The 25,980-nt window shown below is 67.1% G+C and carries 23 protein-coding genes; 13 read left to right on the top strand and 10 right to left on the bottom strand.

What is annotated here, in order from left to right; all coding sequences use genetic code 11:
* Nucleotides 1-4: 4 nt before the first annotated feature.
* The 3 genes from ACNSN4_RS09570 to ACNSN4_RS09560 form a co-directional block, all read right to left on the bottom strand.
* Nucleotides 5-1,522, bottom strand: coding sequence for an ABC transporter permease (locus tag ACNSN4_RS09570; RefSeq protein ID WP_418286354.1), 1,518 nt, complete (start codon nucleotides 1,520-1,522; stop codon nucleotides 5-7).
* A gap of 228 nt (nucleotides 1,523-1,750) precedes the next feature.
* Nucleotides 1,751-2,899 carry an extracellular solute-binding protein gene (locus ACNSN4_RS09565; protein ID WP_418285596.1) on the bottom strand — a complete coding sequence of 383 codons (1,149 nt, stop codon included), beginning with the start codon at nucleotides 2,897-2,899 and terminating at the stop codon, nucleotides 1,751-1,753.
* Nucleotides 2,900-3,008: 109 nt separating this feature from the next.
* Complete coding sequence (locus ACNSN4_RS09560) at nucleotides 3,009-4,082, bottom strand: succinylglutamate desuccinylase/aspartoacylase family protein (protein WP_418285595.1); 1,074 nt, start codon at nucleotides 4,080-4,082, stop codon at nucleotides 3,009-3,011.
* A 121-nt stretch (nucleotides 4,083-4,203) separates the two neighbouring features.
* On the opposite strand from ACNSN4_RS09560, the gene ACNSN4_RS09555 reads away from it, so the two are divergent.
* Together ACNSN4_RS09555 and ACNSN4_RS09550 are read left to right on the top strand one after the other, a co-directional pair.
* Nucleotides 4,204-5,031: an MBL fold metallo-hydrolase gene (locus tag ACNSN4_RS09555; protein ID WP_418285594.1), complete on the top strand. Its 828-nt coding sequence runs from the start codon at nucleotides 4,204-4,206 to the stop codon at nucleotides 5,029-5,031.
* 37 nt (nucleotides 5,032-5,068) lie between these two features.
* Nucleotides 5,069-6,172, top strand: a complete 1,104-nt coding sequence (locus ACNSN4_RS09550; protein WP_418285593.1) for a molybdopterin-dependent oxidoreductase — start codon at nucleotides 5,069-5,071, stop codon at nucleotides 6,170-6,172.
* A 24-nt stretch (nucleotides 6,173-6,196) separates the two neighbouring features.
* On the opposite strand, the gene ACNSN4_RS09545 is transcribed toward ACNSN4_RS09550, so the two are convergent.
* Complete coding sequence (locus ACNSN4_RS09545; protein ID WP_418285592.1) at nucleotides 6,197-8,716, bottom strand: DEAD/DEAH box helicase; 2,520 nt, start codon at nucleotides 8,714-8,716, stop codon at nucleotides 6,197-6,199.
* Between the two features lie 345 nt (nucleotides 8,717-9,061).
* On the opposite strand from ACNSN4_RS09545, the gene ACNSN4_RS09540 reads away from it, so the two are divergent.
* The gene (locus ACNSN4_RS09540) at nucleotides 9,062-9,532 is read left to right on the top strand and encodes a DUF5807 family protein (protein WP_418285591.1); all 471 of its coding nucleotides are present in this window, start codon (nucleotides 9,062-9,064) and stop codon (nucleotides 9,530-9,532) included.
* 26 nt (nucleotides 9,533-9,558) lie between these two features.
* On the opposite strand, the gene ACNSN4_RS09535 is transcribed toward ACNSN4_RS09540, so the two are convergent.
* The 3 genes from ACNSN4_RS09535 to ACNSN4_RS09525 form a co-directional block, all read right to left on the bottom strand.
* Nucleotides 9,559-11,211 (bottom strand): long-chain fatty acid--CoA ligase, encoded by a 1,653-nt coding sequence (locus ACNSN4_RS09535; RefSeq protein ID WP_418285590.1) that lies wholly within the window; start codon nucleotides 11,209-11,211, stop codon nucleotides 9,559-9,561.
* Nucleotides 11,212-11,308: 97 nt separating this feature from the next.
* Nucleotides 11,309-12,601: a homoserine O-acetyltransferase MetX gene (gene metX / locus ACNSN4_RS09530; RefSeq protein ID WP_418285589.1), complete on the bottom strand. Its 1,293-nt coding sequence runs from the start codon at nucleotides 12,599-12,601 to the stop codon at nucleotides 11,309-11,311.
* Nucleotides 12,598-13,941 (bottom strand): O-acetylhomoserine aminocarboxypropyltransferase/cysteine synthase family protein, encoded by a 1,344-nt coding sequence (locus ACNSN4_RS09525; RefSeq protein WP_418285588.1) that lies wholly within the window; start codon nucleotides 13,939-13,941, stop codon nucleotides 12,598-12,600. Before ACNSN4_RS09525 ends, metX begins: the two co-directional genes overlap by 4 nt.
* 133 nt (nucleotides 13,942-14,074) lie before the next feature.
* Here ACNSN4_RS09525 and ACNSN4_RS09520 point away from each other — a divergent pair, with 133 nt between their 5' ends.
* Both ACNSN4_RS09520 and recJ read left to right on the top strand, forming a co-directional pair.
* A complete protein-coding gene (locus tag ACNSN4_RS09520; RefSeq protein WP_418285587.1) occupies nucleotides 14,075-15,091 on the top strand; it encodes an NAD-dependent epimerase/dehydratase family protein in 1,017 nt (338 codons plus the stop codon).
* Between the two features lie 81 nt (nucleotides 15,092-15,172).
* The gene (gene recJ, locus ACNSN4_RS09515) at nucleotides 15,173-16,594 is read left to right on the top strand and encodes a RecJ family nuclease (protein WP_418285586.1); all 1,422 of its coding nucleotides are present in this window, start codon (nucleotides 15,173-15,175) and stop codon (nucleotides 16,592-16,594) included.
* Nucleotides 16,595-16,633: 39 nt separating this feature from the next.
* Here the strand turns inward: recJ and ACNSN4_RS09510 are convergent, their stop codons facing one another.
* Nucleotides 16,634-17,197 carry a HalX domain-containing protein gene (locus ACNSN4_RS09510; RefSeq protein ID WP_418285585.1) on the bottom strand — a complete coding sequence of 188 codons (564 nt, stop codon included), beginning with the start codon at nucleotides 17,195-17,197 and terminating at the stop codon, nucleotides 16,634-16,636.
* Between the two features lie 286 nt (nucleotides 17,198-17,483).
* Between ACNSN4_RS09510 and ACNSN4_RS09505 the strand changes: the two genes are divergently transcribed.
* Nucleotides 17,484-18,212 carry an RAD55 family ATPase gene (locus tag ACNSN4_RS09505; RefSeq protein WP_418285584.1) on the top strand — a complete coding sequence of 243 codons (729 nt, stop codon included), beginning with the start codon at nucleotides 17,484-17,486 and terminating at the stop codon, nucleotides 18,210-18,212.
* Between the two features lie 99 nt (nucleotides 18,213-18,311).
* On the opposite strand, the gene ACNSN4_RS09500 is transcribed toward ACNSN4_RS09505, so the two are convergent.
* Complete coding sequence (locus ACNSN4_RS09500) at nucleotides 18,312-18,650, bottom strand: helix-turn-helix domain-containing protein (protein WP_418285583.1); 339 nt, start codon at nucleotides 18,648-18,650, stop codon at nucleotides 18,312-18,314.
* Between the two features lie 184 nt (nucleotides 18,651-18,834).
* Between ACNSN4_RS09500 and ACNSN4_RS09495 the strand changes: the two genes are divergently transcribed.
* The 6 genes from ACNSN4_RS09495 (at nucleotide 18,835) to ACNSN4_RS09470 (ending at nucleotide 22,865) form a co-directional block, all read left to right on the top strand.
* Nucleotides 18,835-19,173, top strand: a complete 339-nt coding sequence (locus ACNSN4_RS09495) for a hypothetical protein (RefSeq protein WP_418285582.1) — start codon at nucleotides 18,835-18,837, stop codon at nucleotides 19,171-19,173.
* 264 nt (nucleotides 19,174-19,437) lie between these two features.
* Entirely contained in the window at nucleotides 19,438-20,055 is a 618-nt protein-coding gene (locus ACNSN4_RS09490) for a flagellin (RefSeq protein ID WP_418285581.1), read from the top strand.
* 2 nt (nucleotides 20,056-20,057) lie between these two features.
* Nucleotides 20,058-20,735, top strand: coding sequence for a flagellin (locus ACNSN4_RS09485; RefSeq protein WP_418285580.1), 678 nt, complete (start codon nucleotides 20,058-20,060; stop codon nucleotides 20,733-20,735).
* A gap of 171 nt (nucleotides 20,736-20,906) precedes the next feature.
* Complete coding sequence (locus tag ACNSN4_RS09480) at nucleotides 20,907-21,482, top strand: flagellin (protein WP_418285579.1); 576 nt, start codon at nucleotides 20,907-20,909, stop codon at nucleotides 21,480-21,482.
* A 2-nt stretch (nucleotides 21,483-21,484) separates the two neighbouring features.
* Nucleotides 21,485-22,138 (top strand): flagellin, encoded by a 654-nt coding sequence (locus ACNSN4_RS09475; protein ID WP_418285578.1) that lies wholly within the window; start codon nucleotides 21,485-21,487, stop codon nucleotides 22,136-22,138.
* A gap of 85 nt (nucleotides 22,139-22,223) precedes the next feature.
* Nucleotides 22,224-22,865, top strand: coding sequence for a DUF7500 family protein (locus ACNSN4_RS09470; protein WP_418285577.1), 642 nt, complete (start codon nucleotides 22,224-22,226; stop codon nucleotides 22,863-22,865).
* A gap of 36 nt (nucleotides 22,866-22,901) precedes the next feature.
* Here the strand turns inward: ACNSN4_RS09470 and ACNSN4_RS09465 are convergent, their stop codons facing one another.
* Complete coding sequence (locus tag ACNSN4_RS09465) at nucleotides 22,902-23,369, bottom strand: zinc-ribbon domain-containing protein (protein WP_418285576.1); 468 nt, start codon at nucleotides 23,367-23,369, stop codon at nucleotides 22,902-22,904.
* Nucleotides 23,370-23,596: 227 nt separating this feature from the next.
* Between ACNSN4_RS09465 and ACNSN4_RS09460 the strand changes: the two genes are divergently transcribed.
* On the top strand, nucleotides 23,597-25,939 hold the full coding sequence (locus ACNSN4_RS09460; protein WP_418285575.1) for a BGTF surface domain-containing protein: 2,343 nt from the start codon (nucleotides 23,597-23,599) through the stop codon (nucleotides 25,937-25,939).
* Nucleotides 25,940-25,980 lie beyond the last annotated feature (41 nt).

Below are 25,980 nucleotides of genomic sequence, written 5' to 3'. Positions count from 1 at the left end.
CGTGCTATCCTAAGCCGGACTCCTGTCTGAGCAACACGACCATCGAGAGTCCGGAGATGAGCACCAGTATCAGCGCCGGGACCGCGGCGTACTGATAGTACAGCGACTCGTGGGCGGCCCACACGATGGTCACGAGCGTGTCGAGGCCGATCGGCTGGAGCATCAGCGTCGCCGGCAGCTCCTTCATCGTCGTGAGGAAGACGAGGACCCCGCCCGCGACGACGCCCGGGAGGATCAGCGGGAGCGTCACCTTCCGGAACGTCTCGACGGGACCGGCGTTCAGCGTCCGGGCCGCCTCGACGAGCCTGTCGTCGACCTGCAACACCGCAGAGCGCGTCGTGCCGACCACCTGCGGGAGGAACCGGACGACGTACGCGAACACCAGCAGCGGCACCGTCCGGTAGATCGCCGGGGCGTAGTTGGCACCGAAGAAGACGAGCGAGAGTCCGATGACGACCCCGGGTGCCGCGAATCCGACGTAGGTCGCGCGCTCGAAAATCCGCGAGAGCGGAGAGTCGGACCGGACGGAGGTGTACGCGACCGGGATCGCGAGCAGACAGGCGACCGCGGCCGCCATCGTCGCGAGGTACACGGAGTTGAGCGCGTACCCCCACTCGAACGCGAGCGAGGGCACCGCCGTGTCCGGCCCCCGGAGTATCCAGACGCCGAAGATCGCGACCGGGACGACGAGCGTGACGGCACCGATCGCGCCGATCGCCGCCATCGCGGCCCATCGCCATCGGCCGAGTCGGATGCGGGCGGTGCGGCCGCCCGCCGCGGAGCCGGAGTCGCGTCCCACCCGGGCCTCGATCAGGAGGATGACCGCCGTGACCGCGAGCAGTTGCATCGAGAGCAGCGCCGCGTACTCGACGTTGAACGATCCGGACTCGACGTAGATCTCGTAGGTGAAAACGCTCACCCGCATGAACGCCGGCGTCCCGAAGTCGGAGACCGCGTAGAGAGCGACCAACAGCGCTCCCGCAGCGATCGCGGGGCGTATCTGCGGGAATATCACGCGACGGTAGGCGGCTATCGGCCCGACGTTGAGGCTGCGCGCGGCTTCGACCAGCGTCATATCGACGGAGAGCAGCGCCGCCCGCGTCGACAGGAACACGTACGGGTACGTGTACAGCGTGATGACGACGACCGCCCCCCAGAAGCCGTCGACGGTCGGAAGCGGGACGTCGAGCGCGGAGCTGACCTCGCCGCCGCTGCCGAACGTGCGGACGAACGCGAACGCGCCGATGTAGCTCGGAATGACGAGCGGGAGCGCCGCGACGATCGTCCAGAAGCGGTCGTACGGCAGGTCCGTCCCCGTGGTGACCACCGCGAGCGGGACGCCGATGGCGACCGACGCGACGGTGACCGCGAGCATCAGGCTCACGCTGTTGACGAGGATCTCAGCGGTGCGCGCCGAGACGACCAGTTCGAGCGCACGCTCCGTCGAGGCGACCTGCGAGGCGCGGAGGACGAGCCACAACAGCGGGGAGGCGACGAGCGCGGCGATCGCGCCGCTCAACAGGAGGAGGCCGAGCGACGACCGGTCGTCTCTCGCGCCGCCCGTGTCGTCGGGGGCTCCCCTATCGTCGCGGCCAAGCGCACGGCGGACTGGTTCGAGCACGGCTGTTCGGTGAAGGGTTCGTCTCCGGCGATATACGGCTTCTGGAACGGGCCTCGATCGTCGGGGAGGAGAAACGATGCGACAGCGGGGACCGAGTGCCCACAGCGGGTCGATCGTGTCGCGTTTCGGTCAGACCGTCATTCCCTCGTCGCGGAGGAGGTCGACGGCGCGCTCGACGTCCGCGAGGGCGTTGAGGTCGAACTCCGGCGGGTTGATCTCCGAGAGCGACGGGAGGTCCCCGACGTAGTCGACGCCGTCGAGAACGGGATACTCGCCGTTGGTGTTCACGAAGAACTCCTGACCCTCCGCGGCGAGGACGTGGCGGGTGAACTCCGCGGCGAGGTTCGGTCGGTCCGAGGAGTCTAAGATTCCGACCCCGGAGACGTTGAACAGACACCCCGCGTCGCCGTCAGTGAAGGCGAGGTCGAGGGGCGTGTCGGGGTCGTTGTTGAGCACGCGGGCGGCGTAGTAGTTGTTCCCGAGCGCGACCGCCTGGTTCCCGTCCGCGACGTTTTGCGCCTGGTCGCCGCCGCTGGAGTAGAGGGTGGCGTTCTGGTCGTCGACCATGCCGCGAACCCACTCGCGAGTGGCCTCCTCGCCTTCCAGTTCGATCATGGCGATGATGAACGACCGGAACGTCCCGGAGTTCGGGCGGGTGGAGATGATTCCCTCGAAGCGCTCGTCGGTGGCGTACTCCATGATGTCGGCGGGGAGCGCCTCGGCGCCGCCCTCCCACAGGTCCGTGTTGTACTGGATCGAGCGCACGCGCCCGGAGGCCCCCGTCCACGTGCCGTCGGGGTCGCTGTAGGTGTCGCTCACGGCGTCGACCACGTCGTCGGGGAGGGTCCGGACGCGGTCCTCCTGCTTGAGCGAGGCGAGCGCGCCACCGGACTGGGTGTAGAAGATGTCGGCCGGGCTTCCCTGCCCCTCCTCGTTGATCTTGTTGAGCTGTTCGGCGTTGCCGTCGTAGTCGCGATTGATCGTGAACCCGTCGTACTCGTCTTCGATCGCGGCGAACAGCGGGTCGATCTGGTCGCGCGTCCGACCGGAGTAGATGGTGAGTTCGCCCTCTAGGTCCCCCAGATCGTCCCACGAGACGGCGGACGCCGACACGGCGGCGGCCTGCGGTCCGTAGTCGTCGAACGGATCGGCGCCGTCGCCGCCGCCGAGACCCGAACAGCCGGCCAGCGCGAGGGCCCCGGCTGCGCCGACGGTACCGAGGAAGGAACGACGATTGGAAAGTGACACGCCCCGAGATCGATTGGAGCCGTTTGCCATACTTGTTTTAGGCCGACCTAAATGCAATAAGGATTCCGATTTAGGCCAGCCAAAACCGTGTGGGGGATCTCTCGCCACGGGCACAAAGAGGGTTTCGAGACAGGGGCGCTCACTCCGGGTCGATCCGCTCCGCGACACCGACGAGCGTCGCTCCCGCCGTGACAGTCGACTCCAGAGCGACGGAGTAGACGATTCCGTCGCGATCGGCGACGGCGGTCTGGAGCGTCTCGAACGTCGTCGGGTCGTGGAGCGCGCCGAGCACCTCGCCCGCGACCACCTCGTCGCCGATCTCGAGAGTGCGGGCGGGCGTGAACAGTCCCGAGTCGGCCGCGGTCACGCGACCGAGATGGTTGCGTGCGCGGGTCCCGTCCCACGGTGCGGGGTCGCCCGGTAGGAGCCCCTCGTGACGGAGGGCGCCGAGCATTCCGTCGACACCGATATCGACCGCGTCGGCGACGACCTCGCGGCTGTGCGCCAGCTCCGGGGTGATCGTCGGGATTCCCTCGCGAGTAGCGGCGACCCGAAACTTCCCGGCGAAGCCGCGCTCGCTCCATTCGACGTCGGCGTCATCGCCCGCGGCCTCGGCCAGCAAGAGGTCAGTGCCGAACGCCTCCGCGAGCGAGCGACACGCGTCGTCGCCGCGCATGTACACCGTGTGGGTGAGCATCGACGGCGACCCCGTATGGAGGTCGACGACCGCGTCGGCCGCGCTCGCGAACGTCCAGAGGCGGGCGGCCATCCGCTCGTGGAGGGTGCCGTCGGCGTCGCCCGGCCAGCAGCGGTTCATGTTGGAGTGGACCGAATCGAGCGACTCCGGCGTGGTGTACGAGACGCGGTCGAAGGTGAGCGGATCGGCGACAGGCACCGTGACGAGGGTGCCGTCGAGGTCGGAGGCGCCGTCCTCTGCCCCGTCGGCCGTTTCGTGAGCGCCCGTCTCGCGATCGCCCGTCTCGTGAGCGCCCGTCAGCCGCTCGTGGAGCCGGCGGAGCACCGCCGTCCCGTTCACCTCTCGGCCGTGTTGGGCGGCCTGCGCGTAGACGACCGGCCCGCTGTCATCGGGAACATCGAGTGCCGGTCCGTCGTCGCCGTCGACGATCCGTCCCTCGCCGTACGCGTGAACGGTCGTGCGGATCGGGACGCCGGAGGGGAGTCGGGCGAGCGTGAGCGTTCTGCTGGTGTGCATACGAACGCCTTCGGAACGAGCCGAAATGATACCACTGGGTTCTCTCGTCTGCCGGTCGATCGCCGTGCGATCGCGGTACGACCGCGGACGCTAAGGCCGTGGCCCGAGGAGAGTACAGCGAATGCGCGTCACCCTCCTCGGCACCGGCGACACGACAGGGACGCCGACCGCCGGCTGCGGCTGTGACACCTGCGCGGCGGCGCGCGAACGCGGCGTGTCGCGCTCGCGGTTCTCCGTCCACGTCACGAACGAGCGGACCGACGAGTCCCTCCTCGTCGATTTCAGTCCGGACTTCAGAAGTCAGTTCCTCGCGAACGACGTCTCCCTGCCCGACGCCGGACTGGTGACCCACATCCACTTCGACCACCTCGACGGCCTCGGCAACGTCTACCGGCTTGTCGACGGGCTTCCGGTTCACGCCCCGTCCGAGACCGACCCCGCCACCGACGAGAGCGTCGCGGAGACGATCCGAGACAAGTACGACTACCTCGAAGACCGGATCGGCGTGCACGCCCGAGAGCCGTTCGAACCCTTCGAGACGTGCGGGTTCGAGGTCCGATTCGTCCCCGTCGACCACCCGCCGCTGCTCTGTTACGGCGTCGTGATCGAAGACCCCGAGACGGGAGGAAAGCTCTCGCTGACGGGGGACACGAGCTACAACGTGCCCGAGGCCTCGCGCGAGGCGCTGTCCGATCCCGACCTCCTCCTCGCCGACGCCATCGTCCCGGCGTCGCTCTGCAAGCATCATCCGATCGGCGGACGCCACGAGGGCCCGGACGGCGTCCCGCGCACGTTCGGCTCGAAGCACATGACTCGCGAGGGTGCACTCGCGCTCGCCGACGAGTTGAACGCGGACCGAACGCGGCTCGTCCATCTCGCCCATTTTTACCCGCCCGACGAGGCGTTCGAGGAGCCGCTGGCGGTCGACGGGGAGACCTACGAGCTGTGACGACGCTTTTGTCTCGGTAGCGCGTAGCACGATCGAGATGAGCGTGCGATCTCGACTCGGTGCGGCGCTCGACCGCCTAGAGCCGCCGCCGCGCGCGGTCGACTGGTCGCTGCTGGCGTTCGTCTCGGCGGAGGTCGTCACCGGACTCGTCTCGTTCACCGTCGGCGTCCCGGCGGGGTGGCCGCTGTTCTGGCTGCATCGCGCGTTGGGTCTCGCGATCGTCGCGCTGCTCGCGTGGAAGCTCGCGAGGGTTCGACACCGGCTCACCGACCCGACCCTGTGGCGGCGGTCGACCGCGCTGTCGGTCCTGACGCTCGTCGCCGCGCTCGGGGCGCTCTCGACGGGGATCGTCTGGGTGTTCGGACTCGACGTGCGGATCTCCTACTGGACCCTGCTCTCCGTCCACGTCGGGTTCGGACTCGTCCTGCTTCCGCTCGTGGTCGCACACGCGTCGACTCGGTTCCGGCTCCCGCGCCGGGTCGATTTCGAGCGGCGGCGAACCGCGCTGCGGTACACCGTTCTGCTCGGTGCTGGCGCGGCGACGTATCGCCTCCAGCAGGGGATCAACGATCTGCTCGGCACGGCCGGCTCCGACCGGCGGTTCACCGGGTCACAGCCGCGGGAGGGCGAAGGGAACGGCTCGTTCCCGATCACGTCGTGGGTCGCCGACGACCCCGACCCGATCGACCGCGACGACTATCGGTTGCGGGTCGACGGGCTCGTGAGTGATCCGATCGAACTGACCGCCGACGAACTCGCGGCGGGTCACGAGACGGAAGCGCTGCTCGACTGCACGAGCGGGTGGTACACGGTTCAAGAGTGGGGCGGGATCCGCGTCGGTGATCTACTGGATGCAGCCGGCGGAACGGCAGCCGGGGACCCGGACCGCGGGCCCGCCTACGTCCGGTTCACGTCAGTGACGGGGTACCGCTGGAGCCTCCCGCTCGACGAGGCCGAGGACGCCCTGCTCGCGACCCACGTCGGCGGCGACCGGCTGAGCCACGGCCACGGCGCGCCCGCGCGGCTCGTCGCGCCCGGCAGGCGCGGATTCCAGTGGGTGAAGTGGGTGACGCGGGTGGAGGTCAGATCCGAGTACGACGTCGGTCAGTGGGTGGTGACCCTGATAAGCGGATTCGACTGACGGGCGCTTCTCATATCGCGCGGATTATTCGTACTCGCTTCCGACCACTTCGCGAATCCGCTCGGCGGTCACTGACCCGACGCCACCGACCTCCAAGAGGTCGCCTTCCGGCGCGGTCATCACCGCCTCGACGGAGCCGAAGTGTTCGAGCAGCGACCGCGCGGTGACGGGCCCGATGTCGGCGATTGAGGAGACGACGTACTCCTGTTGTTCCGCGCGGGTCTTCGTCGTCTTCTCGCCGTGGACGCTCACCTCGCGGTCGCGCGTCTCCTGCTCGCGCTTGGCGATCGTCGCGAGCAGCTCCGTCGTGTCCGTCTCGCTCTCGGTGCGGAGCACGCTCACGTCGAAGTCGACCGCCAGCGACGCGAGCGCGCCGCGGATCGCGTTCGGATTGATGTCGCGCTGGCCGTAGAGGTTCGTCCCCTCGACGATCATCACGGGCCGAGCGTACGCCCGCGAGAGCTCGCCGACCTGCTCGAACATCGACCGATCGGCGTCGAGCATCGAGTCGACGAAGTCGGCCGCCGACTTCCGCTCGACGGCGACCCGGTCCGAGAGCACGTAGTCGCCGACCGCGAGCGTCTCCAATCGAGTGACGAGCCCGTCGCGCGTCGAGAGGTCCTTCGCGATCGAGGAGTCGAGCTCGCGCTGGTCGACGACGATCTCGACGCCGTCCTCGATACCGGCGGTCGCGACGACGCCGTCTTCGTCCGCGTCCGATCCGAGGTCGTCGTCGACCGCGTCGCCTCCGTCATCGCTCTCGCGGTCCCCGCTGTCGCCGTCAGCGTCGCCACCCCCTCCGTCAGCGTCGCCGTCTCCTGCCTCCGCGGCGAAGTCGGTGAGTCCGGCATCGCCGGTGTCGGCAGCGTCGCCATCGCCGTCGGCGCCCGCGTTGTCGCCGGTATCCGCCGCGCTATCGTCCGTCTCGGAGTCGGTGTCGCTTCCGGCGGATCCCCCCGCGAACGCGCCGAGGTCCGACTGTCCGTCGTCGCCGACGGTCTCCTCGATGTCGTCGGTGGCCTCCTTCAGCTCGGCGAGTTGGCTCACCATCTTCTTCTCGCGGCGTCTGGATATCCAGAAGAACGCCTCGTCGCGGGTGTCTTCGGCCATCAGGACGACCACTTGCCCTTCGGCCTGACGGCCGGTCCGACCCTTCCGCTGGATCGAGCGGATCGCGGTGGGGACGGGCTCGTAGAAGCAGACGAGGTCGACCTCGGGGACGTCGAGCCCCTCCTCCGCGACGCTCGTGGAGACGAGTACCTCGAACGCACCGGCTTTGAACTCGTCGAGCGTCTCCTGTTGCTGCTTCTGGCTCATCCCGTCGGAGCCCTCCTTGTCCCCCTGGCCGACGAACTTCCGAACGTCGAAGCTGGTCGAGAGGAACTCGACGAGCGCCTCGGCGGTGTCTCTCGACTCCGTGAAGAGGATCGCGCGCTCGCCGCCGTTGATCCCGAGCGTCTCCGCCAGCAGGATCCGCGCCTTCGAGAACTTGGGGTGGAGGCCGTCGAACAACTCCGCCTTCCGCATCGCCTCGCGTACTTGGGGGTCCGCGACCATCCGCTGGCTCGCCTTGGAGGCGCCGGACGAGCGCGCCGCCTCGCGCTGACGCTCGAAGTACCGACGGACGGACTCGACCGACTGCGTTTCGACCAGCTCGGTCGCGCGCCGGAGCTTCATCACCTCGGCGTGGGTGGACATCCCCTTGTAGCCGTCCGACTGGTCGTTGTCCATCATCCGCTTGAGCTTCCCGCGCATCTCGTTGAGGTCACGCTGGGAGAGGTCCGGACTCGTTTTGTTCGTCACCCCGAGCGATTTGAGCTTCTCCAGTCGATCCGTGATCACCTCGTTGAGCGCGTCCCGGATCTCGAGAACTTCCCGCGGGAGGGTGACCTGCTCCCACCGCACGTCGGTGTCGTGGGTGTACTCGTCGACGTCGGCGTCCTCCTCGGTCATCACCTCGACGTTTCGGAGGCCGAGGTTCTCACAGACCGTCTGGATCTCCTCGGTGTCACCGCCGGGAGAGGCCGACATGCCGGTGACGAGCGGGTCGGCGGCGTCGGCGTGGTACCGCTCGGCGATGTACACGTACGCGTAGTCGCCGGTCGCGCGGTGGCACTCGTCGAACGTCAGGTGGGTCACGTCGCGGAGCGAGATCCGGTTGCCGACCAAGTCGTTTTCGACGACCTGCGGGGTCGCGATCGCGATCCGGGCGTCGTTCCAGAGCGCGGCTCGGTCGTCGGGTTTCACGTCACCGGTGAACACCACGATCTCGTCGTCCGGGATCGAGAGCGCCTCCCGGTAGAAGTCGGCGTGCTGCTGGACGAGGGGTTTGGTGGGAGCCAAAAAGAGGGCCTTCCCGCCGACCTCGTGGAGGCGCTCGGCGGTGACGAGCAGGCTGACGGTCGTCTTGCCGAGGCCGGTCGGGAGACAGACGAGGGTGTGGTCGTCCATCGCGGACGCCGCGAGCTGGAGCTGGTAGCGGCGTCGCTGAAGGAAGTCGTCGACGAGCAGGGGTCGGTCGATACCGGCGGCCTCGGTCGCCATCGGCGGGCCTACGCCGTCTTCGGCCTAAAGGCTTCGCGAAGCGGAGTGAAAGTTATCGTTCGGCGGATCGGTCCTCTCGGACCCCTCGGACCTCGTCCGGGACGTCCTCGTCGACCAGCTGTGCCCACTCGACGAGTCGCTCTCCAGATGGTGTCTGTGCACTCATTAGGCGACGGATCACAGTGACACGTATTAACAGTTACTCCGGTTTTACATGATTTAACATCGACTCGACATGAGATGGAGATCGCGGCGGGCGTCGATGGCGGTTCGCAGTCGGTGCGAAGCGGATCCAGACTCACCGCGACTCGCACTCCTTTTACGGCTCACGCGCGTCGCGTCGGCATGAGCAAACTCGACGAGTTCCTCGCCGGCGAGCGGCTCGACGACGTGGTCTTCTACGTGAGCGACGCGTACCTCGACGACGACTCCCGGCTCCGGAACGTCGGAAGCGAGACGGGCGGCGGCGTCCGACTGATCCTCGACGGCGAGACCGGCCGGTCGGCGTTCGAGGCCGGCACGGGCATGGGTGCGATGGAGTTCGCGAAGACGGCGATGGGCGCCGAAGGGGCGATAGCGCGCTCGCTCGACGACGGAGAGTGCCCGTTCGCCGACAGCGGCGGAGACGGCGAAGATGGAGAAGACGAGGAGACCGACGACGACCACGGCGTGCGATTCGTCTTCGCGTTCGCGGAGGCGCAAAACGAGGAGGTCGGCGGGCTCTACGCCGAGGGCGACGTCGTCCACGCGTACGCCCACTGCACGTGCGGCGAGAGCTACTCGCACAAGTGGATCGTCGGCGACCGAACCGAGTAAAAGCGGCCGCCGCGCTCGGCTCGGTTCTACTCCTGTTCCGGCGCGTCCGCCTCCGGCACCGACCCCTCGACGAGCGACTGGTCGGCGTACCGCTCCCGGAGGTCCTTCTTCGAGAACTTCCCGGTGGCGGTCTTCGGCACCTCGTCGATGAACTCCACCGCGTCCGGCACCCACCACTTCGGGTACTGCTCGCGGAGCCCGGCCTCGATCTCGTCGACGAGCGCCTCGCGGTCGACGCCGTCGGCGGCGACGACGAACGCGACGGGACGCTCCTGCCAGCGCTCGTGGGGGACGCCGATCACGGTCGCTTCGCTCACGCCGTCGTACGCCATGATCGCGTTCTCCAACTCCACGCTGGAGATCCACTCGCCGCCCGACTTGATCACGTCTTTCGTGCGGTCGACGAGCTGAATGTAGCCGTCCCCGTCGACGGTGACCACGTCGCCGGTCTTCAGCCACCCGTCGACGAAGTCCGCTTCGCTGGCGTCGGGACGGGCGAAGTACTCCTTCGTGACCCACGGGCCGCGGATCCGGAGCTCGCCGAACGCCTCGCCGTCCCACGGGATCTCCTCGCCGTTCTCGTCGATGACTTCGAACTCCAGGCCGGGCACGACGAGCCCCTGCTTCGAGCGCTTGTCGACCTGCGTCTCGTAATCGGCGCCCCGCAGGTCCGCGGTGAGGTGCGAGACCGTACCGATCGGCGACAGCTCCGTCATCCCCCACGCGTGGAGCACCTCGACGCCGCGGTCGTCGTACCACTCGATCAGCGACTGCGGGGCGGCCGCGCCGCCGACGATCACGGTGTCGAGCGTCGAGAGGTCGACGTCGTTCCCCTCCGTGATGTACTCCTGAAGCCCGAGCCACACCGTCGGGACGCCCGCGGAAATCGTCACGCCCTCCTCCTCGATGAGCGCCGCGAGGTCGGCCGGGGACGGCGACGGTCCCGGGTAGACGTGTTTCGCGCCCGCCGCGGTCGCGGTGAACGGCATCCCCCACGCGTTGACGTGGAACATGGGGACGACCGGCATGACCACGTCGGCGTCCTCCATCGGGATCCCCTGCGGCGTCTGCGAGGCCATCGTGTGGCTCCACAGCATCGATTGGGTGTACTCCACGCCCTTCGGCTTCCCCGTCGTCCCGGAGGTGTAACAGAGCCCGGCGGGCTGCTCGCCGTCGAGCTCGGGCCAGTCGTAGTCGGTCGGCTGATCCGCGATGAACTCCTCGTACGGCGTGGCGTCGAGCTCGTCGATCTCCGACGAGCCCATGACGACGAAGTCGACGTCGGCGAATTCCTCGGCGTCCTCGGCCGCGCCGGCGAGCTTCCCGGCGAGCGACGGGTCGACGAAGACGACCTCGTCTTCGGCGTCGTCGACGATGTACCGGATGTGCTCGTCGGGCAGCAGCGGGTTGATCGTGTGGAGCTGTGCGCCGGTGTTCGGCACGCCGAAGTACGTCTCGAAGTGTCGCGTGTGGTTCCAACAGAACGTCGCTACCCTGTCGCCGCGCTCGATGCCGTACTCGTCGAGCGCGTTCGCGAGCTGCGCCGTCCGGTCGGCGTACTCGGCGTACGTGTGTCGCGTGCGCCCCTCGCGCGTTCGGGAGACGATCTCGGTGTCGGGGTACAGTCGTTCGGCGCGCCACAGGAACGGCCGCAGGGTCTGGGAGTGTCCACCGGGCATACCTTACACACCACGAAGTGGAGAATTATGAACGTTATCATGGTTGATCGTGATATATCTACGCTCGATGCGGATCGGGACGCGGTCTCGCGAGGGGTTATCCCCGAAAGAGGCTAGAGTGGACGGGCGCGTGATCGCGTTCCACGCGGCGGGGTCGGCCGCCGTCGGTCTCACCGCCCCCGTCGTCGGAGACCGCCCGGCCCTCGACCCCCTCGGCGAGGAAGTCACGGAGCGGCGGACCGACGTGCTCCGGCTCGACGAGGAACGCGTCGTGGCCGTGGTCGGAGTCGATCACGTGGTGCGCGACGGGCGCGTCGCGCTCGCGAAAGGAAGTCGCCAGCGACGTGGACTGCTCGACGGTGAAGTGCCAGTCGGCGGTGAAGCTCAGCAACAGCGCCTCGCCCTCGAACGCCGCCAGCGCGGCGGCGTCACTGCCGTGTCCCGCGGCGAGGTCGTACTCGTCCATCGCGCGCGTGAGGTACAGGTAACTGTTCGCGTCGAAGCGGTCGCCGAACCCCTCCGCCTGGTAGTCGAGGTACGACTCGACTTCCCGATAGGGGAAGAATCCGGCCGTGGGCTCCGGTGGGAGACCCAAATCGCCCTCTTCGCGGGTGAGCGAGTCGCGTCCGGCCGAGCGCCGACCGAACTTCCGCTCCATCGAGGCCTTCGAGAGGTACATCACGTGGCCGATCTGTCTCGCGATCGCGAGCCCCTCGTCGGGCGACGGGCGGTCGTCGCCGTAGTAGTCGCCGCCGTTCCAGTTCGAGTCCGCGCGGATCGCGCGCCGAGCGATCGCGTCGAGCGCGAGACACTGCGCGTCGAGGCGACCGGCGGTCGCGACCGCGACGATCCGATCGACGTCGTCCGGGTATCGCTTCGCCCACTCCAGGACGTTCATCCCGCCGACGCTCCCGCCGACGACGGCTCGAAGCCTCCCCACGCCGAGGTGGTCGAGGAGCCGACGCTGCGCGCGGGCCCAGTCTTCGACCTGTACCGGCGGGAACGCGGTCCCCCACCGGTCGTGGTCCGGTTCGTCCGGGAGGTCGAGGTCGGCTGGGCGCTCGCTCGCGGGTCCGGTAGTTCCGTAACACGACCCGGGGACGTTCGCGCAGACCACGTAGTACTCCGTCGTGTCGATCGCCTTCCCCGGCCCGACGATGTCGTCCCACCACGCCCGGGCCTGCCCCGCCTGCCCGGCGTCTCGCTCCGGCGACGGCGACCGCGCGACGTTCTGGCTGCCGGTGAGCGCGTGACAGACCAAGACGACGTTGTCGCCGTCGAACTCCCCGTGCGTCTCGTAGGCGACCTCGAGGTCGGGGACCGACTGCCCGCACTCGAAGGCGAACTCGCCGAGCGAGGCGACTCCGTCCTCGGAGGGCGTCGTACTCATGTGGGCCCCCCTGCCCCTGCCTCTCCTCGCCCCTCTCCGCTCGCAGCACGCTCGCCGCTCGCAGCACGCTCGCCCGCCGCCAGCCCGTGCTCCAAGTCGGCGATCACGTCGTCGGGGTCCTCGATCCCGACGGAGAGCCGGAGCATGTCGGGAAACACACCGGCGAGCCGCTGTTGGGTCTCGTCCATCTGCGCGTGGGTGGTGGAGGCCGGGTGGATCACGAGCGTCTTCGCGTCCCCGATGTTCGCGAGGAAGCTCGTCAGCTCCACGGACTCGCAGAGGGTCTTCGCGGCCTCGTAGCCGCCGTCGACGCCGAACGTCACCATCCCGCCGAAGCCGTCGAGGTACTCGGCGGCGTTGTCGTGGCTCGGGTGGTCCTCGAACCCGGGGTACGTCACCCAGTCGACGCGGTCGTCGTCTCGGAGGAACTCGGCGACGGTCCGGGCGTTCTCGCAGTGGCGCTCCATCCGGAGCGGGAGCGTGTTGAGCCCCTGGATCGTCTGCCACGCGTCGAAGGGGGACTGCTGGCCGCCGGTCGGACGGACCCCGCGCTGGCGGGCGACGTTGGCGAAGGCGGCGTCGCCGAACTGCTCGACGAAGTCGATCGGGTAGGCGGGCGACTGGCCGTCGAGCTCGTCGTAGTCGGCGTCGGGGTGGTCCCACGGGAACTGGCCGCCGTCGACGACGACGCCGCCGACGGTCGTTCCGTTCCCCGTGATCCACTTGGTCGTCGACTCCCAGACGATGTCCGCGCCGTGTTCGAACGGCCGACAGAGGTACGGGCTCGCGAAGGTGTTGTCGACGACGAGCGGCACCGCGTTCTCGTGGGCGATCTCGGCGAGCCGCTCGAAGTCGGGCGTGACGAGCGAGGGGTTCGCGACCGTCTCCACGTGGACGAACGCGGTGTCCCCGTCTATCACGTCCGCGTACGCCTCGTAGTCGAGCGTGTCGACGAGCCGCGCCTCGACGCCGCGGCGGTTCGCGATGCTGGTGAGGTACGCCGCCGTGCCGCCGTACATCTCGGAGCTGGCGACGACGTTGTCGCCCGCGCTCGCGAGCACCGTCGTGATCGCGTCGAACGCGGCCATCCCCGAGCCGGTCGCGACCGCGTCGGAGCCGCCCGACAGGTCGGCGAGCCGGTCTTCGAGGACGCTCACGGTCGGGTTGGAGAGCCGGGAGTAGATGTGGCCCTCCGCCCGGAGCGCGTACATCTCCGCCGCCGTGTCCGCGTCGTCGAAGACGAACGAGGTCGTCTGATGGATCGGGGTCGCACGCGACCCGGTCGCCGGGTCGGGCTCGGCGCCGGCGTGGAGACTCCGGGTGTTGAACCCACGTGTCATGTGTGTAGTGCATATATCTTTAGGCATCTATAACCGTCAGTTACGGCAAGTGATGCCTCTGTCGGGCACGCGGGCGCCGGGAGCGCAGGGAGCGGGTGGTCGCCTTTTCATCCCTCCGGAGCGGAGGGCGATCATGCGCGTGCTCATCGTCGGCGGGACCGGGCTCATCAGCACAGCGATCACCCGGCAGCTCGTCGAGGCCGGTCACGAGGTCGTCGCGTTCACCCGCGGAACCACCGACGCGGACGTTCCGGAGGCCGTTCAGTTCCGACACGGCGACAGAACCCGCCGCGAGGACCTCGATCGAGTCGCCGCCGAGGTCGACCCGGACTGCGTGATAGACATGGTGTGTTTCGACCCCGAGACCGCCCGCGCCGCCGTCGACGTGTTCGCCGGGATCGCCGACCAGTACGTCTTCTGTTCGACGGTCGACGTCTACCGGCGGCCGCCGGCGGACCAGCCGATCACCGAGTCCGCGCTCCGGGAGTCGGAGACCGGCGCGGCGCCGGTCAGCGCCTACGCCGCCGACAAGTCCGCCGCCGAGGACGTCTTCTTCGACGCCCACGGCGACGCGTTCGCGACGACCGTGATCCGCCCGTGGAGCACGTACGGCGATCGGGGGCCCGTCCTCCACACGCTCGGGTCGGGGACCTACTACCTCGACCGGGTCCGCGAGGGGAAGCCCCTGATCGTCCACGGGGACGGAACCGCCCTGTGGGGGCCGTGTCATCGCGACGACGTCGCCGGCGCGTTCGTCGGCGCCGTCGGGAACGGATCGACTCACGGCGAGTCGTACCACGTCACCGGCGGGGAGCCGATGACCTGGAACCAGTACCACCGTCGGGTCGCGAGCGCCCTCGACGCCCCCGAGCCCGAGCTCGTTCACATACCGACCGACCTGCTCCGCGAACGGCTTCCCGAGCGGACCGACCTGCTCGCCGACCACCTCCGATACACCACCGTGTTCGACACCGCGAAGGCCGAACGAGACCTCGGGTTCGCGTACGAGATCGATTTCGAGACGGGCGTTCGCCGAGCGGCCGCCGCGCTCGAATCGACCGACGATATCGATCCGTGGGACGCGGAGGACGACGACGAGGTCGTCCGGGAGTGGCGCGCGGCGACCGCCGCGTTCGTCGGCGAGCGCTGACCGTCTCGGCTGCCGCAACTCGGGCGCAGGGCGCACCCCCGAAGCGACAGTTTATCCCCGACGACGCGCCAACGGGCGGTAATGGCAGCCGCCGGCACACCCGTACCCGACCTCGCTGAGCGCGCCGAGGCCTGCGCCGATCGCCTCCGGGCGGCGGACCGCGTCCTGCTCGCCTCGCACATCGACGCCGACGGGCTCACGAGCGCCGCGATCGCCTCGTCCGCGCTCGCACGCGCCGGGATCGACCACGAGGTCGTCTTCGAGAAACAGCTGGACGAGGACGCCGTCGACGGGATCGCCGCCCGCGGGTTCGAGACCGTGCTCTTCACCGACTTCGGCTCCGGCCAGCTCGACGTCATCGCCGCTCACGAGGCCGCCGGCGACTTCACCCCCGTCATCGCCGACCATCACCAGCCCGCCGACCCCGACACCGAGTTCCACCTCAACCCCTTACTGGAGGGGATAAACGGCGCGAGCGAACTCTCGGGCGCGGGCGCGAGCTACGTCCTCGCTCGGGCGCTCGAAGGCCCCGACGGCGACAACCGAGACCTCGCCGCGCTGGCGATCGTGGGCGCGGTCGGCGACATGCAGGACTCCGACGGCGGACTCGTCGGCGCCAACGAGGCGATCGTCGCCGACGCGGTCGACGCCGGCGTGGTCGAGACGCGGACGGATCTGGACCTGTACGGCAGGCAGACCCGACCGCTCCCGAAGCTGCTGGAGTACGCGTCCGACGTGCGGATTCCCGGCGTCTCGAACGACGAGGCGGGGGCGATCGCCTTCCTGACCGACCTCGACGTCGACGTGAAACGGGACGGGGAGTGGCGCCGATGGGTCGACCTCGACGCGGCGGAGCGACGGACGCTCGCGTCGGCGCTGATGCGTCGGGCGGTCGCCTCCGGCGTTCCCGCGGACCAGATCGAGGCGCTCGTCGGCACGTCCTACACGCTCGTCGACGAGGAGTCGGGGACGGAGCTTCGAGACGTGAGCGAGTTCTCGACCCTGCTCAACGCGACGGCGCGGTACGAGCGCGCCGACGTCGGTCTCGCGGTGTGTCTCGGCGACCGCGGGGACGCGCTCGCGGAGGCGCGGCGGCTCCTCCGGAATCACCGGCGGAACCTCTCCGAGGGGCTCCAGTGGGTGAAGACGGAGGGCGTGACCCACGAAGACAACCTCCAGTGGTTCGACGCCGGATCGCGGATCCGCGAGACGATCGTCGGAATCATCGCCGGGATGGCGATCGGGTCGCCGGCGGTCGACCGCTCGAAGCCGGTGATCGCGTTCGCCGAGGAGAGCGCGGAGGAGCTGAAGGTGTCCGCTCGCGGGTCTCACTCGCTCGTGCGACAGGGGCTCGACCTGTCCGTCGTGATGCGGGAGGCGAGCCGGTCGGTCGGCGGCGACGGCGGCGGTCACGACGTCGCCGCCGGAGCGACGATCCCGACGGACGAGCGAGACGCGTTCGTCGCGGCGGCCGATCGGCTGGTCGGCGATCAGCTATCGTGAGTGTGAGGGCGGCGCAGTACGGCGTATCGGGCGATCGATTCAGGCCTCGCCGAGGTCGCGGAACATCGCGCGGTAATCGTCCGAGGAGAGCGACTCGCCGAGGTCGTCGATGTCGGCGTCGAGGTCGTCGAGGCGGGCGACCAGTTCGGCGTACGCTTCGTTGCCATCGCGCTGGGCCGCCGGTTTCTGCGCACTGAGCACCGCTCGCTTGCTCGCGAGCGCCGCCGCCTCCTTGACGAGGTCGTCGTACTCATCGCGCGTGAGCAGGGTGTCGATCGCCGCGAGGAGCTTCGAGCGGCTAACGGGTTTCGTGAGATACAGGTCGAATCCCATCCCGATAATGTCGAAATCCGGCTCGACAGCGGTGACCATCGCCACGCGACAGTCGTACCCCGATTCGCGGATGTGTTCGAGCACGTCGTCTCCGCTTCCGTCGGGAAGTCGACGGTCGAGCAACACGACGTCGACCGCGGCGTCGACTCGGTCGATCGCCTCGGTGGCGGTCTCAGCGAGCGTAACGTCGTACCGGCCGTCAAGGAAGCCCGCGTACAGCGCAGCGATATCGGGCTCGTCTTCGACAATGAGGACCGAGGGATCACTCACCGCCGATCACCGCCGGACACGACGGGGGACGCTTCACCGGACATACAGAATGGCTGGTGTGTCGAGAAATAAAGCTGTCGGCGTTCGTACGGGCGAGCCCCGTAGCCGGGAGCGTCGGTCCCGATACGCAGTCGGGTAGCCGGGAGCGTCGGTCCCGATACGCAGTCGGCAGCGTCGACCCCAGTAGGCGGTTGAGAGATCGGCTCCAGTAGGGTGGTCGAGCGTGTCGGCGTCAGCGGTCCGTCGGATCGTCTTTTATGTACTCTCGTCGCCAAGGGAAACACGAATGTCAGAACTCGTCTCTACCGGGGTCGAGGGCCTCGACTCGATCCTCACCGGCGGTATCACGGAGCGGTCGACGGTGCTCGTCTCGGGGAACCCCGGGACCGGGAAGAGTATCTTCGGAATTCAGTATCTGTATCACGGTGTCACCGATCACGACGAGCGCGGCGTGTACGTCTCCTTCGAAGAAGATGAGGCGGACATCCGCGGCGCCGCGGAGTCGATCGGCCTCGAGGGCTTCAGCGACGCCGTCGATCGGGGCGACATCGTCGTTCTCGACAAACGCGAGATGCTGCGCGAGACCGACTTCTCCACGGCCGTCGATCGGCTGCTCGATACCATCGAGGACGGTGAGTTCGACCGGCTCGTGCTCGACTCGCTGTCGATGTTCCAGCTCTTTTTCGACGCCGAACAAGAAAAGCGGACCTACCTGCTGAAATTCTCGGACATCCTCAAAGCCAACGGGCTGACCTCTCTGCTCATCAACGAGCAGGGCGCGGTGTTCCCCGACACCGAGGTCGGGCTGGAGAACTTCCTGACCGACGGGAACATCTACTTCATCCAGACGCCGACCGACTCCGGCGTCAACCGATACGTCTGGGTGGCAAAGATGCGGAAACAGGATATCGACACCGACATCTTTCCGATGGAGATCGGCGAGGGGGGGATCACCGTCCACGACCGGGCTGGCGGATTCTCGATGATGAGTCAGTCCGAGGGACCGTCGTTCTAGCGAACGGGAGCGATCGGTAGCGAACGAATTACAGAACGGAAGGTCGCCCGCGCCTCGAAAGGGTGGGAAGAGATGGACGGGGCGAGCCGCCGCAGAACGCTACTGACTCGACGAGAGGTCCCGCCACACGTCGTCGAGGCGGTTTTTCACCGCGGAACGCTCTTCGACCTCGACAGTCAGCCCGTCGCGAAAGTCGACATCGACGCCGTCGACCTTCCGACGGTACACCTTTACGCGGCGGTGCTCGTCAGAGAGCGGACGGTCGTGGAGTTCGAGCAGATTGGCCTCCTCTAACTCGTTGATCCGGCGATAACACGTCGCGATCGGGACGTCGAGCTCGTCGCTCAGGGCCTGCGCGGATTTGGCGTCACCCGTCGCGGTCAAGATGTCCGTGTTATACTTGTTGCCGAGTACCGTGATTAGATCGTCCCCCACCATTCACGTTATCGATGTTGATTTTTACGGCTTAAAAGGATACCGGTGGGATATGTCGGTCTCGGCGGCGCTTCGACGGCGTGTCGAGTGTCGAAAGCAGGATTGCCGTTTCGGCGCCGAGCGAGAGCATTATCGGCGGTGATAGCCGCTACCGTGGGTTTATAGTCGGACTCCGAGCAGGACGGATATGGAACTGATCGAGGGGCTGTATCTCGTGACCACCACCGTGCTCGCCGGTGCGAGCGCGACGCTGCTGGCGTTTGCCCTGTCGGCGTATCGGTCGTCCGGTCGCACGGCGATGGCGTATCTGGCGGTCGGGTTCGGACTGATCGTCGTCGCCGCCGTGGCGACGCCCGCCGCCGCCTTTCGGACGGCGTTCGCGGACGCGCAGGTACTGCTTTTGATCAACACCGGCCTGTTGGCGGCGTCGATGGCGTTGGTCGCCGGGAGCCTCGCGGTGTACGAGCCCGGCACGCAGGAGTTCGTGATCCCCGACTCGGAGCTCGCGCGGATTCAGAACCGGTAGCGACGAACCGCAAGGCGCGGTCAGACGTGCGAATCTGGAGCCCGTTTCTGGTGGCGTCACGGACCGAATCGAAAATATCTAACCGTGAGAACTACGGCCGAAAGTCGTTGATGTATTCATAAATTATTCGTTTGGAAATATAGACGAAACCGCAGTACAGCACCGTTTTATCAATCTGAATAATCTGCACAGAGTCTTTAATAGGCGATTTCAAGTCCGTATTGATAACGCCGCCGGGCGGCCCGGGGGCCCACGCAACACACAATGTTCGAAACCATACTGGACGAGGAAGAGCGCGGTCAGGTGGGAATCGGGACACTCATCGTGTTCATCGCGATGGTGCTGGTGGCAGCGATCGCCGCCGGCGTCCTGATCAACACCGCCGGGTTCCTGCAGACGCAGGCGGAGGCAACGGGCGAAGAAAGTACGAGTCAGGTGAGCGACCGGCTGCAAGTGGTGAGCCAATCCGGGACCGTTAACGCTAGTGGCGACCAGATCAACGTGACCGAGATCGACTTCGTGCTCGCGAAGGCCCCCGGCGCGGGAGCCATCGACCTCGCACAGGTGAGCGCGGAGCTCATCGGGACGAACGGTCAGGAGAGCTTCCAGGTAGACGAACTCGAGACGGAAACCGAGCTAGGTAGCTCCGATAGTAACGTTTCGATCTTCACCGCTCCGGGCGACGATAACGTCGTCTTGACCGATAGCAGCGATCGCGCCGAGGTCAAGTTCGTCCTTGAGCCAGACCCAGTTAACTACGGTAACCTCAGTACCGGCGATCGGCTCTCGGTAACGTTCACGACGGCGTCGGGCGCGACGACCACCACTGAGATCCGCGTCCCGACGACGCTGACCAGCGACCAGACTTCGGTGAGGCTGTAACAATGTTCGAATTCATCAACAACGACGACGACCGCGGTCAGGTCGGTATCGGCACGCTCATCGTGTTCATCGCGATGGTGCTCGTCGCCGCCATCGCCGCCGGCGTCCTGATCAACACCGCCGGCTTCCTGCAGTCGCAGGCGGAAGCAACCGGCCAAGAGAGCACTGACCTCGTCTCCGAGCGCATCGACGTGACCAGTACCGTCGGGATCGTGAACAGCACAGACGGAGCGTCCTCGGGCGAGCTCGAGGAGATTCGCGTCGGCGTGGCTGGCGCGGCCGGGTCCAACCAGATCGACTTGAGCTCCGCGACCATACAGGCTGTCGGCCCGAACGGCCAGCAGAATCTGATATTCAGTGACAGTCTGAACGTTGACAATAGCACTGCTAACGGCGATACCGAGATAACGGATGTTGGAGATATCCCGAATGGTGCTTTCGCCGTTCAGAACTCCAGCGGTGACTTCGTCGACGATAGCGAGGCGGTCCTGAACGACGACGATCGGTTCACCGTCGTATTCAATCCTGAAACCGAGCCGTTCGGTGACAACGATACAGTTGTGTTCGGCGAGAGCGACCAGTCGTCGCTCGACATCGTCTCGCCCTCGGGCGCGACCACCTCAGTCGAGCTCCGCGCACCCGACCTCTTCAACGAAAACGGGGAAGCGGTCCGGCTGTAACACCCGGCTCGACCAACTTATATATCATTTTTCAGTAATGGTGAGAGATATCTCTACGCTGTCTGCTGATTATTACATTCAATATATTGGACCGATACCTTATGAATAGGTCTCACTTTTCGCTGAGTAGAGCCCGAGAGCGGACCTCACGGGCGTTCGAGACAGATACAAATGTTCGACAAACCTACCGACAACGACCGCGGTCAAGTGGGCATCGGGACCCTCATCGTGTTCATCGCGATGGTCCTGGTGGCGGCGATCGCGGCGGGCGTACTGATAAACACCGCCGGCTTCCTCCAGACGCAGGCGGAAGCGACCGGCCAAGAGAGTACTTCGCAGGTCTCCGATCGGATCCAGATCGTGAGTCAGTCCGGATCGGTCGAGGACAACAACGTCACCGATCTCCAGTTCGTGGTCGCGAAGGCCCCGGGATCGGGGTTCATTGACCTAAACAGAACGACGATCGAGTTCATCGGCACGCAGGGCCAAGAAACGGTCCAAATCGAAGACCTCGGCGGTGAGGTCGAGGATATCCTCGGCGTCGAAAACGGCGTTCTCACGGACAGCAGCGATCGAGCGCTTGTGAAAGTGAACATCACGGACGACACCGACCTCCCCGAGTACGACGCTCTCCAAGAAGGTGAGCGACTTTCAGTGACGTTCACGACCGCATCCGGCGCGACGACCACCACTGAGATCCGCGTCCCGACGACGCTGACCAGCGACCAGACGTCGGTGAGGCTGTAACGATGTTCGAGTTCATCACTGACGACGACGGCGACCGCGGCCAGGTCGGTATCGGGACCCTCATCGTGTTCATCGCGATGGTGCTGGTGGCGGCGATCGCGGCAGGCGTCCTGATAAATACCGCTGGATTCCTGCAGTCACAGGCCGAAGCGACCGGCCAAGAGAGCACCGACCTCGTCTCCGAGCGCATCGACGTGACCAGCACGGTCGGGATCGTCGAAGACGGCGACAGTCCGACGAACCTCTCCGCGATCCGCGTCGGCGTCGCCGGCGCGGCCGGGTCCAATCAGATCGACTTGAGTACCACGACAGTCCAGGCGGTCGGTCCGAACGGGCAGGAGAATCTTGTCTTCAACAACACGAACGAGTCCGACGGCACAGTTGTAAACGCGAGCGAGATCCAGGCCGGCAACTTCGCCGTCCAGAACTCCAGCGGGACGTTCGTCGACGCGAGCGACGCGGTCCTGAACGACGACGAGCGGTTCACGCTCGTGTTCAACCCCGAGGAGGCGCCGTTCGGTAGCGAGGACGGCGACATCTTCGGCGAGAGCGACACCTCGGCGCTCGACATCGTCTCGCCCTCGGGCGCAACCACGAGCGTCGAGCTCCGCGCACCCGACCTCTTCAACGAGAGCGGCGAAGCGGTCCGGCTCTAACGGGCCTCGAACAGCCCCCTAACCACTATCCCGGCGGATCGCTCCGCCCGGAACACCTATTTTCTCGCGCGATAACGCCTACGCCATGAGTGACCACGACGCACCGCCGGCCGACCCCGAGGAACTCGATTTCACCGACGACGAGACCGTCGTCGAGATCGGGGAGAGCCGGTACGTCGTCGGGACGAACGGCCGTCCCAACGTCGGGCGAGCCGGGGCGAACCGGCGCCCCGCCGACGAGGCGGGGTTCACGGCCGCGGATCCGACGAGCCCCGCGGAGCGGCAGCCGCCGGGTGGCAGCCCGGGTCCGAACGCGACGAGCACGGCGTCGGGCGGTGCCGGAGGGGCTGCCGCCGGTGCAGGCGGAACCGGCGTCGACCGGCAGGCGGTGAGCCGGTGGCTCGCCACCTCCTTCGACGACGACGGGTTCACCTACGGAATCGACGCGACGCTGCACGTCGACGGCGACACCACCCGACAGCGGATGGTCTCGAACGACGTGACCGCGACGTTCGACAGCCTCGTGTCGTGGTTCGCCTCGAACGCCGGCCCCAAGTCACCGGCCCCCGAGGCGCTCGGGCTCCTCCTCGTGGCGAGCGAGACGACAGTCGACCTCCCGCCGGTGGCGATAAAGCGATTCGCGGCGAGCCAGGGGCTATCGGCGAGTGACAGCATCGGCGACCTCGTTCGTGCGGCGGAGGAGTCGGGCGGGTTCCGAATTGAGTAGCGGGCGTTTCGGGTAGCGGCTCTTCTCGGCGGGGGTTTATAACAGGACGAGCAGCGCGATCCCGGTCACCGCGAACACCGCGTACAGCCCGGCCATGACCTCGCGTTTTAACGGGCTCCCGAGCGGTCCCGCCGTCAGGCGGCGGATCGGCGGGAGGATCGCGATCCCGCCGAGGATCAGGAGGAACGAGCCGATCTGCGGGACGAGCGTGAGCGCGATCACGACCGTTCCGTACCCGGCGACGTAACAGCCGCGCCGCCAGAGCTGCTCGCGGTCGGTGAGCTCCTCCATCGAAGCGAACCCACTACCGGCGCCGTCTGCTCGTCTCTCACCTCCGGAACCGCCACCGGCTCCGGTCCCCGACTCGGCGGCCACCTGCTTGGCCTGCCGCTGCACGTACTCGTCGAACTCTTCCGCTGCCGGCTCTGTCTGGGGGGCGCCACACTCGATGCAGTAGCGGGCCTCGTCATCGATCGACGACTCACACCGGGGACAGGTCTTCATCCTCATCGAAACCGGACCGCGGTCGGGCTTAACTCTTCGGGGCTCGAAGAGAGACGGATCCCGCTTCGGTCGGCCGATTCGCTTCGACTGCGCCGCGGTAGTCGACTCCAGTTCTCCAACACGATAATCGGGAGGGTACGCTTTAGTCGCGGAGATCCCGATAGTACAGCAGTTCACGGCGAGCCGTCCGCGTGACTCGGCCCCGTTGCGATACAATCGACACAACGATGACCTCCAGAGTTCCACCGGACGGCACGGATCGGTCCACTCAAGCGACGGCAATCGACTCCTCCGGCGGGTACGGCGAGGACGACGCGGAGAAAGAATCGACAGTCACGCTGCGCTCCCGGCTCTCGACGCTCGGGGCCGCACTGGTGGCATTAGCGGTACTCCTCTCGTTTCTCGGGGCCGCAGCCACGGCCCCCGCCGCAGCGATCCCCGGCGGAGGAGACGCGACAGCAGCGGGCGACGACGTCGTGCCCGCGATCACGGCAGACGGAGCGACAGGGTCGGGTGACGGCGTCGCTCGAGAGGTCGACGGCTCATTCAACAGACCGGTGTACACCGGAACGGCCGGGGATCCGGTGGAGATCAAACACGTTGCCAGCGCCGCCGGGAACGACAGCGCGTACCTGTTGGTCGGCGGCAATCGACTCACCGACTCCGGTGGGACGGTTGGATTCGTCGACGTTCTCAGAGTAAGCGGCTCTTCGACGACGATCAACACGCGGCTCATCGGGACGACGGAGAGCAACGTCGACAGCTGTAGCGCGGCCAATGTGTCGTGCGATCTCGAGTTCACGAACGAGGACGGCGACGTGATCGCGAAAAACCTCAGCGAACTGTCCGGCGCGACCGGGGCCGGCGGACTCGTGCGACCACTGGCGCCGCAGCGGTACCGACTCGCGATCACCAACGGTACGTTCATCGTCAGGAATTCGGGTGCAGTGGATCCGGTCACGGTGGCCGCGGAGTCTGACCTCGTGTTACAGGAACCGGCGTTCCACGACGAGATCGAGGCCTTCACGGCCCCGGCCGCCGGCGTGATCGCCGACGGCGAGGACGGGCCCGAATCGATCGGTGTCCTCAGGGAGACCGGCGTTGACCGCACGGCGGTGACGAAAGGCGACCGCGTCGTCCTCGGTTTCGAATCAACCGGGGTCTGGGGTGCGCTCTCGTACTTCGCCGAACAGCGGTCGGGAGAACCGCTTGAGGCCGGGACAGCGATCGATCACCGGGTCCTCGTCGACCTCCTCGAGGCCGAGGAGGGCGTCTCGCTACGGGTACGGCAAACGAATCCCGGCCGGAACGAACGCCGGACTGAACTCGACCTCGCGGACGCGGACCCGGAGGATGTCACCCTCTTTCTCGCCGACGGAGCAGAGCTGAAAAAGGGAGAGAGCGACCGCGCGCCCAGCCGCTTCTACCTCGCGATAGACACGAGCGACGGCGGCCCGTTCACCGACGGCCCCGAGCCGGGAGACGAGTTCTCGGTCGAGTTCGCGCTGGAGGGGACCGAGGGCGATCGGTACGCGTTCCGCGACGGGGACCCCCCAGCGGCGTTCGGAGCGGCGTCGGCGACGGACGACCGGGTCTCGGAGCAGTACCCGTACCACGGGACTGCGGACGGTCGGACCAGTGCCGAGGCGTCGTTTAACGTCCGAGAGCGGTACCTCCGGTACGACCACGTTACCGACGACCGAACCATCCTCGTCGAGACCGGCGATGGCGCCATTACCGGAACGACTTCGATCCTACCCGCGACGGATCTCTCGGCGACGATCGTCCGAGATACCGACGAGACCCCGTCCCGGACGGAGCCCGAGTTGACGGTCGCCGACGGGAACTTCTCCGTGGACAGCGGACTCACCGACGTGTCGCCCGGAACGGAGGCGAGCTACCGACTCTACCGGGGGCAGTCGCTGCGGGACAGCCGGACGATACTCGTCGTCGAGAACGCCACGGACCCGGCCCGATTGCGGTTCGCGAACGAGACGACGACGGACCTCGCGGTGACTCGCGGCGAGGCGCTGGCGAACCTCTCTGCGACGGTGCGAAACGTCGGGCAGCTACCGGCGAGAGAGCGCCTGACGCTCACCGTTGACGACGGGGAAATCGTCGAGGAACGACACGTCACGGTCGCGCCGCAGACATCGAGAAGCGAGACGTTCTCTGAAATCGAAGTCGACGTAGAGCCGGGCGAGTACTCGTACGTACTCACGATTGGCGAGGACAGCGTGAGGGGGACGGTGACCGTGGAGGCTGATCCCGCGGTAACGCGCATAAACGAGCGCGACGCCGACGCGGAGATCACGGAATCGATCGATAGGGCGGACGAATCGGACGAAGTCGATGAAGCGAGCGAAACGGAGGACGCTGGCGATCGCGACGGAGGCACGGCGGACGGCGACGGAGGCGACACCGACGGCGAGCGAGGCGACACCGACGGCGACCGAGAGGCACCCGATGACGCGCCAGCGACGCTGCTTCCGTTCGGGATCGGAACCCGAGAGACGTTCGGCGGCACCGTACTCGTCGGAGCCACCTATCTGCTGGGTCACTGGGTGTGACGGACTGCCTCGGCCGGGGGTCGCTTCACCGTCTCGTCAGC

The sequence above is a fragment of the Halorubrum marinum genome, assembly GCF_048381195.1.
In the GTDB taxonomy this organism is placed as follows: Archaea; Halobacteriota; Halobacteria; order Halobacteriales; family Haloferacaceae; genus Halorubrum.
This window is presented reverse-complemented; position numbering and strand designations above follow the sequence as displayed.

Coding starts and splice junctions, on each gene's coding strand:
- metX (WP_418285589.1), bottom strand. CDS start 12,601: ATGAGTACGACGCCCTCCGAGGACGGAGTCGCCTCGCTCGGCGAGTTC.
- ACNSN4_RS09465 (WP_418285576.1), bottom strand. CDS start 23,369: ATGAAGACCTGTCCCCGGTGTGAGTCGTCGATCGATGACGAGGCCCGC.
- ACNSN4_RS09475 (WP_418285578.1), top strand. CDS start 21,485: ATGTTCGAGTTCATCACTGACGACGACGGCGACCGCGGCCAGGTCGGT.
- ACNSN4_RS09565 (WP_418285596.1), bottom strand. CDS start 2,899: ATGGCAAACGGCTCCAATCGATCTCGGGGCGTGTCACTTTCCAATCGT.
- ACNSN4_RS09520 (WP_418285587.1), top strand. CDS start 14,075: ATGCGCGTGCTCATCGTCGGCGGGACCGGGCTCATCAGCACAGCGATC.
- recJ (WP_418285586.1), top strand. CDS start 15,173: ATGGCAGCCGCCGGCACACCCGTACCCGACCTCGCTGAGCGCGCCGAG.
- ACNSN4_RS09560 (WP_418285595.1), bottom strand. CDS start 4,082: ATGCACACCAGCAGAACGCTCACGCTCGCCCGACTCCCCTCCGGCGTC.
- ACNSN4_RS09505 (WP_418285584.1), top strand. CDS start 17,484: ATGTCAGAACTCGTCTCTACCGGGGTCGAGGGCCTCGACTCGATCCTC.
- ACNSN4_RS09485 (WP_418285580.1), top strand. CDS start 20,058: ATGTTCGAATTCATCAACAACGACGACGACCGCGGTCAGGTCGGTATC.
- ACNSN4_RS09460 (WP_418285575.1), top strand. CDS start 23,597: ATGACCTCCAGAGTTCCACCGGACGGCACGGATCGGTCCACTCAAGCG.
- ACNSN4_RS09555 (WP_418285594.1), top strand. CDS start 4,204: ATGCGCGTCACCCTCCTCGGCACCGGCGACACGACAGGGACGCCGACC.
- ACNSN4_RS09470 (WP_418285577.1), top strand. CDS start 22,224: ATGAGTGACCACGACGCACCGCCGGCCGACCCCGAGGAACTCGATTTC.
- ACNSN4_RS09535 (WP_418285590.1), bottom strand. CDS start 11,211: ATGCCCGGTGGACACTCCCAGACCCTGCGGCCGTTCCTGTGGCGCGCC.
- ACNSN4_RS09495 (WP_418285582.1), top strand. CDS start 18,835: ATGGAACTGATCGAGGGGCTGTATCTCGTGACCACCACCGTGCTCGCC.
- ACNSN4_RS09480 (WP_418285579.1), top strand. CDS start 20,907: ATGTTCGACAAACCTACCGACAACGACCGCGGTCAAGTGGGCATCGGG.
- ACNSN4_RS09545 (WP_418285592.1), bottom strand. CDS start 8,716: ATGGCGACCGAGGCCGCCGGTATCGACCGACCCCTGCTCGTCGACGAC.
- ACNSN4_RS09490 (WP_418285581.1), top strand. CDS start 19,438: ATGTTCGAAACCATACTGGACGAGGAAGAGCGCGGTCAGGTGGGAATC.
- ACNSN4_RS09500 (WP_418285583.1), bottom strand. CDS start 18,650: ATGGTGGGGGACGATCTAATCACGGTACTCGGCAACAAGTATAACACG.
- ACNSN4_RS09550 (WP_418285593.1), top strand. CDS start 5,069: ATGAGCGTGCGATCTCGACTCGGTGCGGCGCTCGACCGCCTAGAGCCG.
- ACNSN4_RS09525 (WP_418285588.1), bottom strand. CDS start 13,941: ATGACACGTGGGTTCAACACCCGGAGTCTCCACGCCGGCGCCGAGCCC.
- ACNSN4_RS09540 (WP_418285591.1), top strand. CDS start 9,062: ATGAGCAAACTCGACGAGTTCCTCGCCGGCGAGCGGCTCGACGACGTG.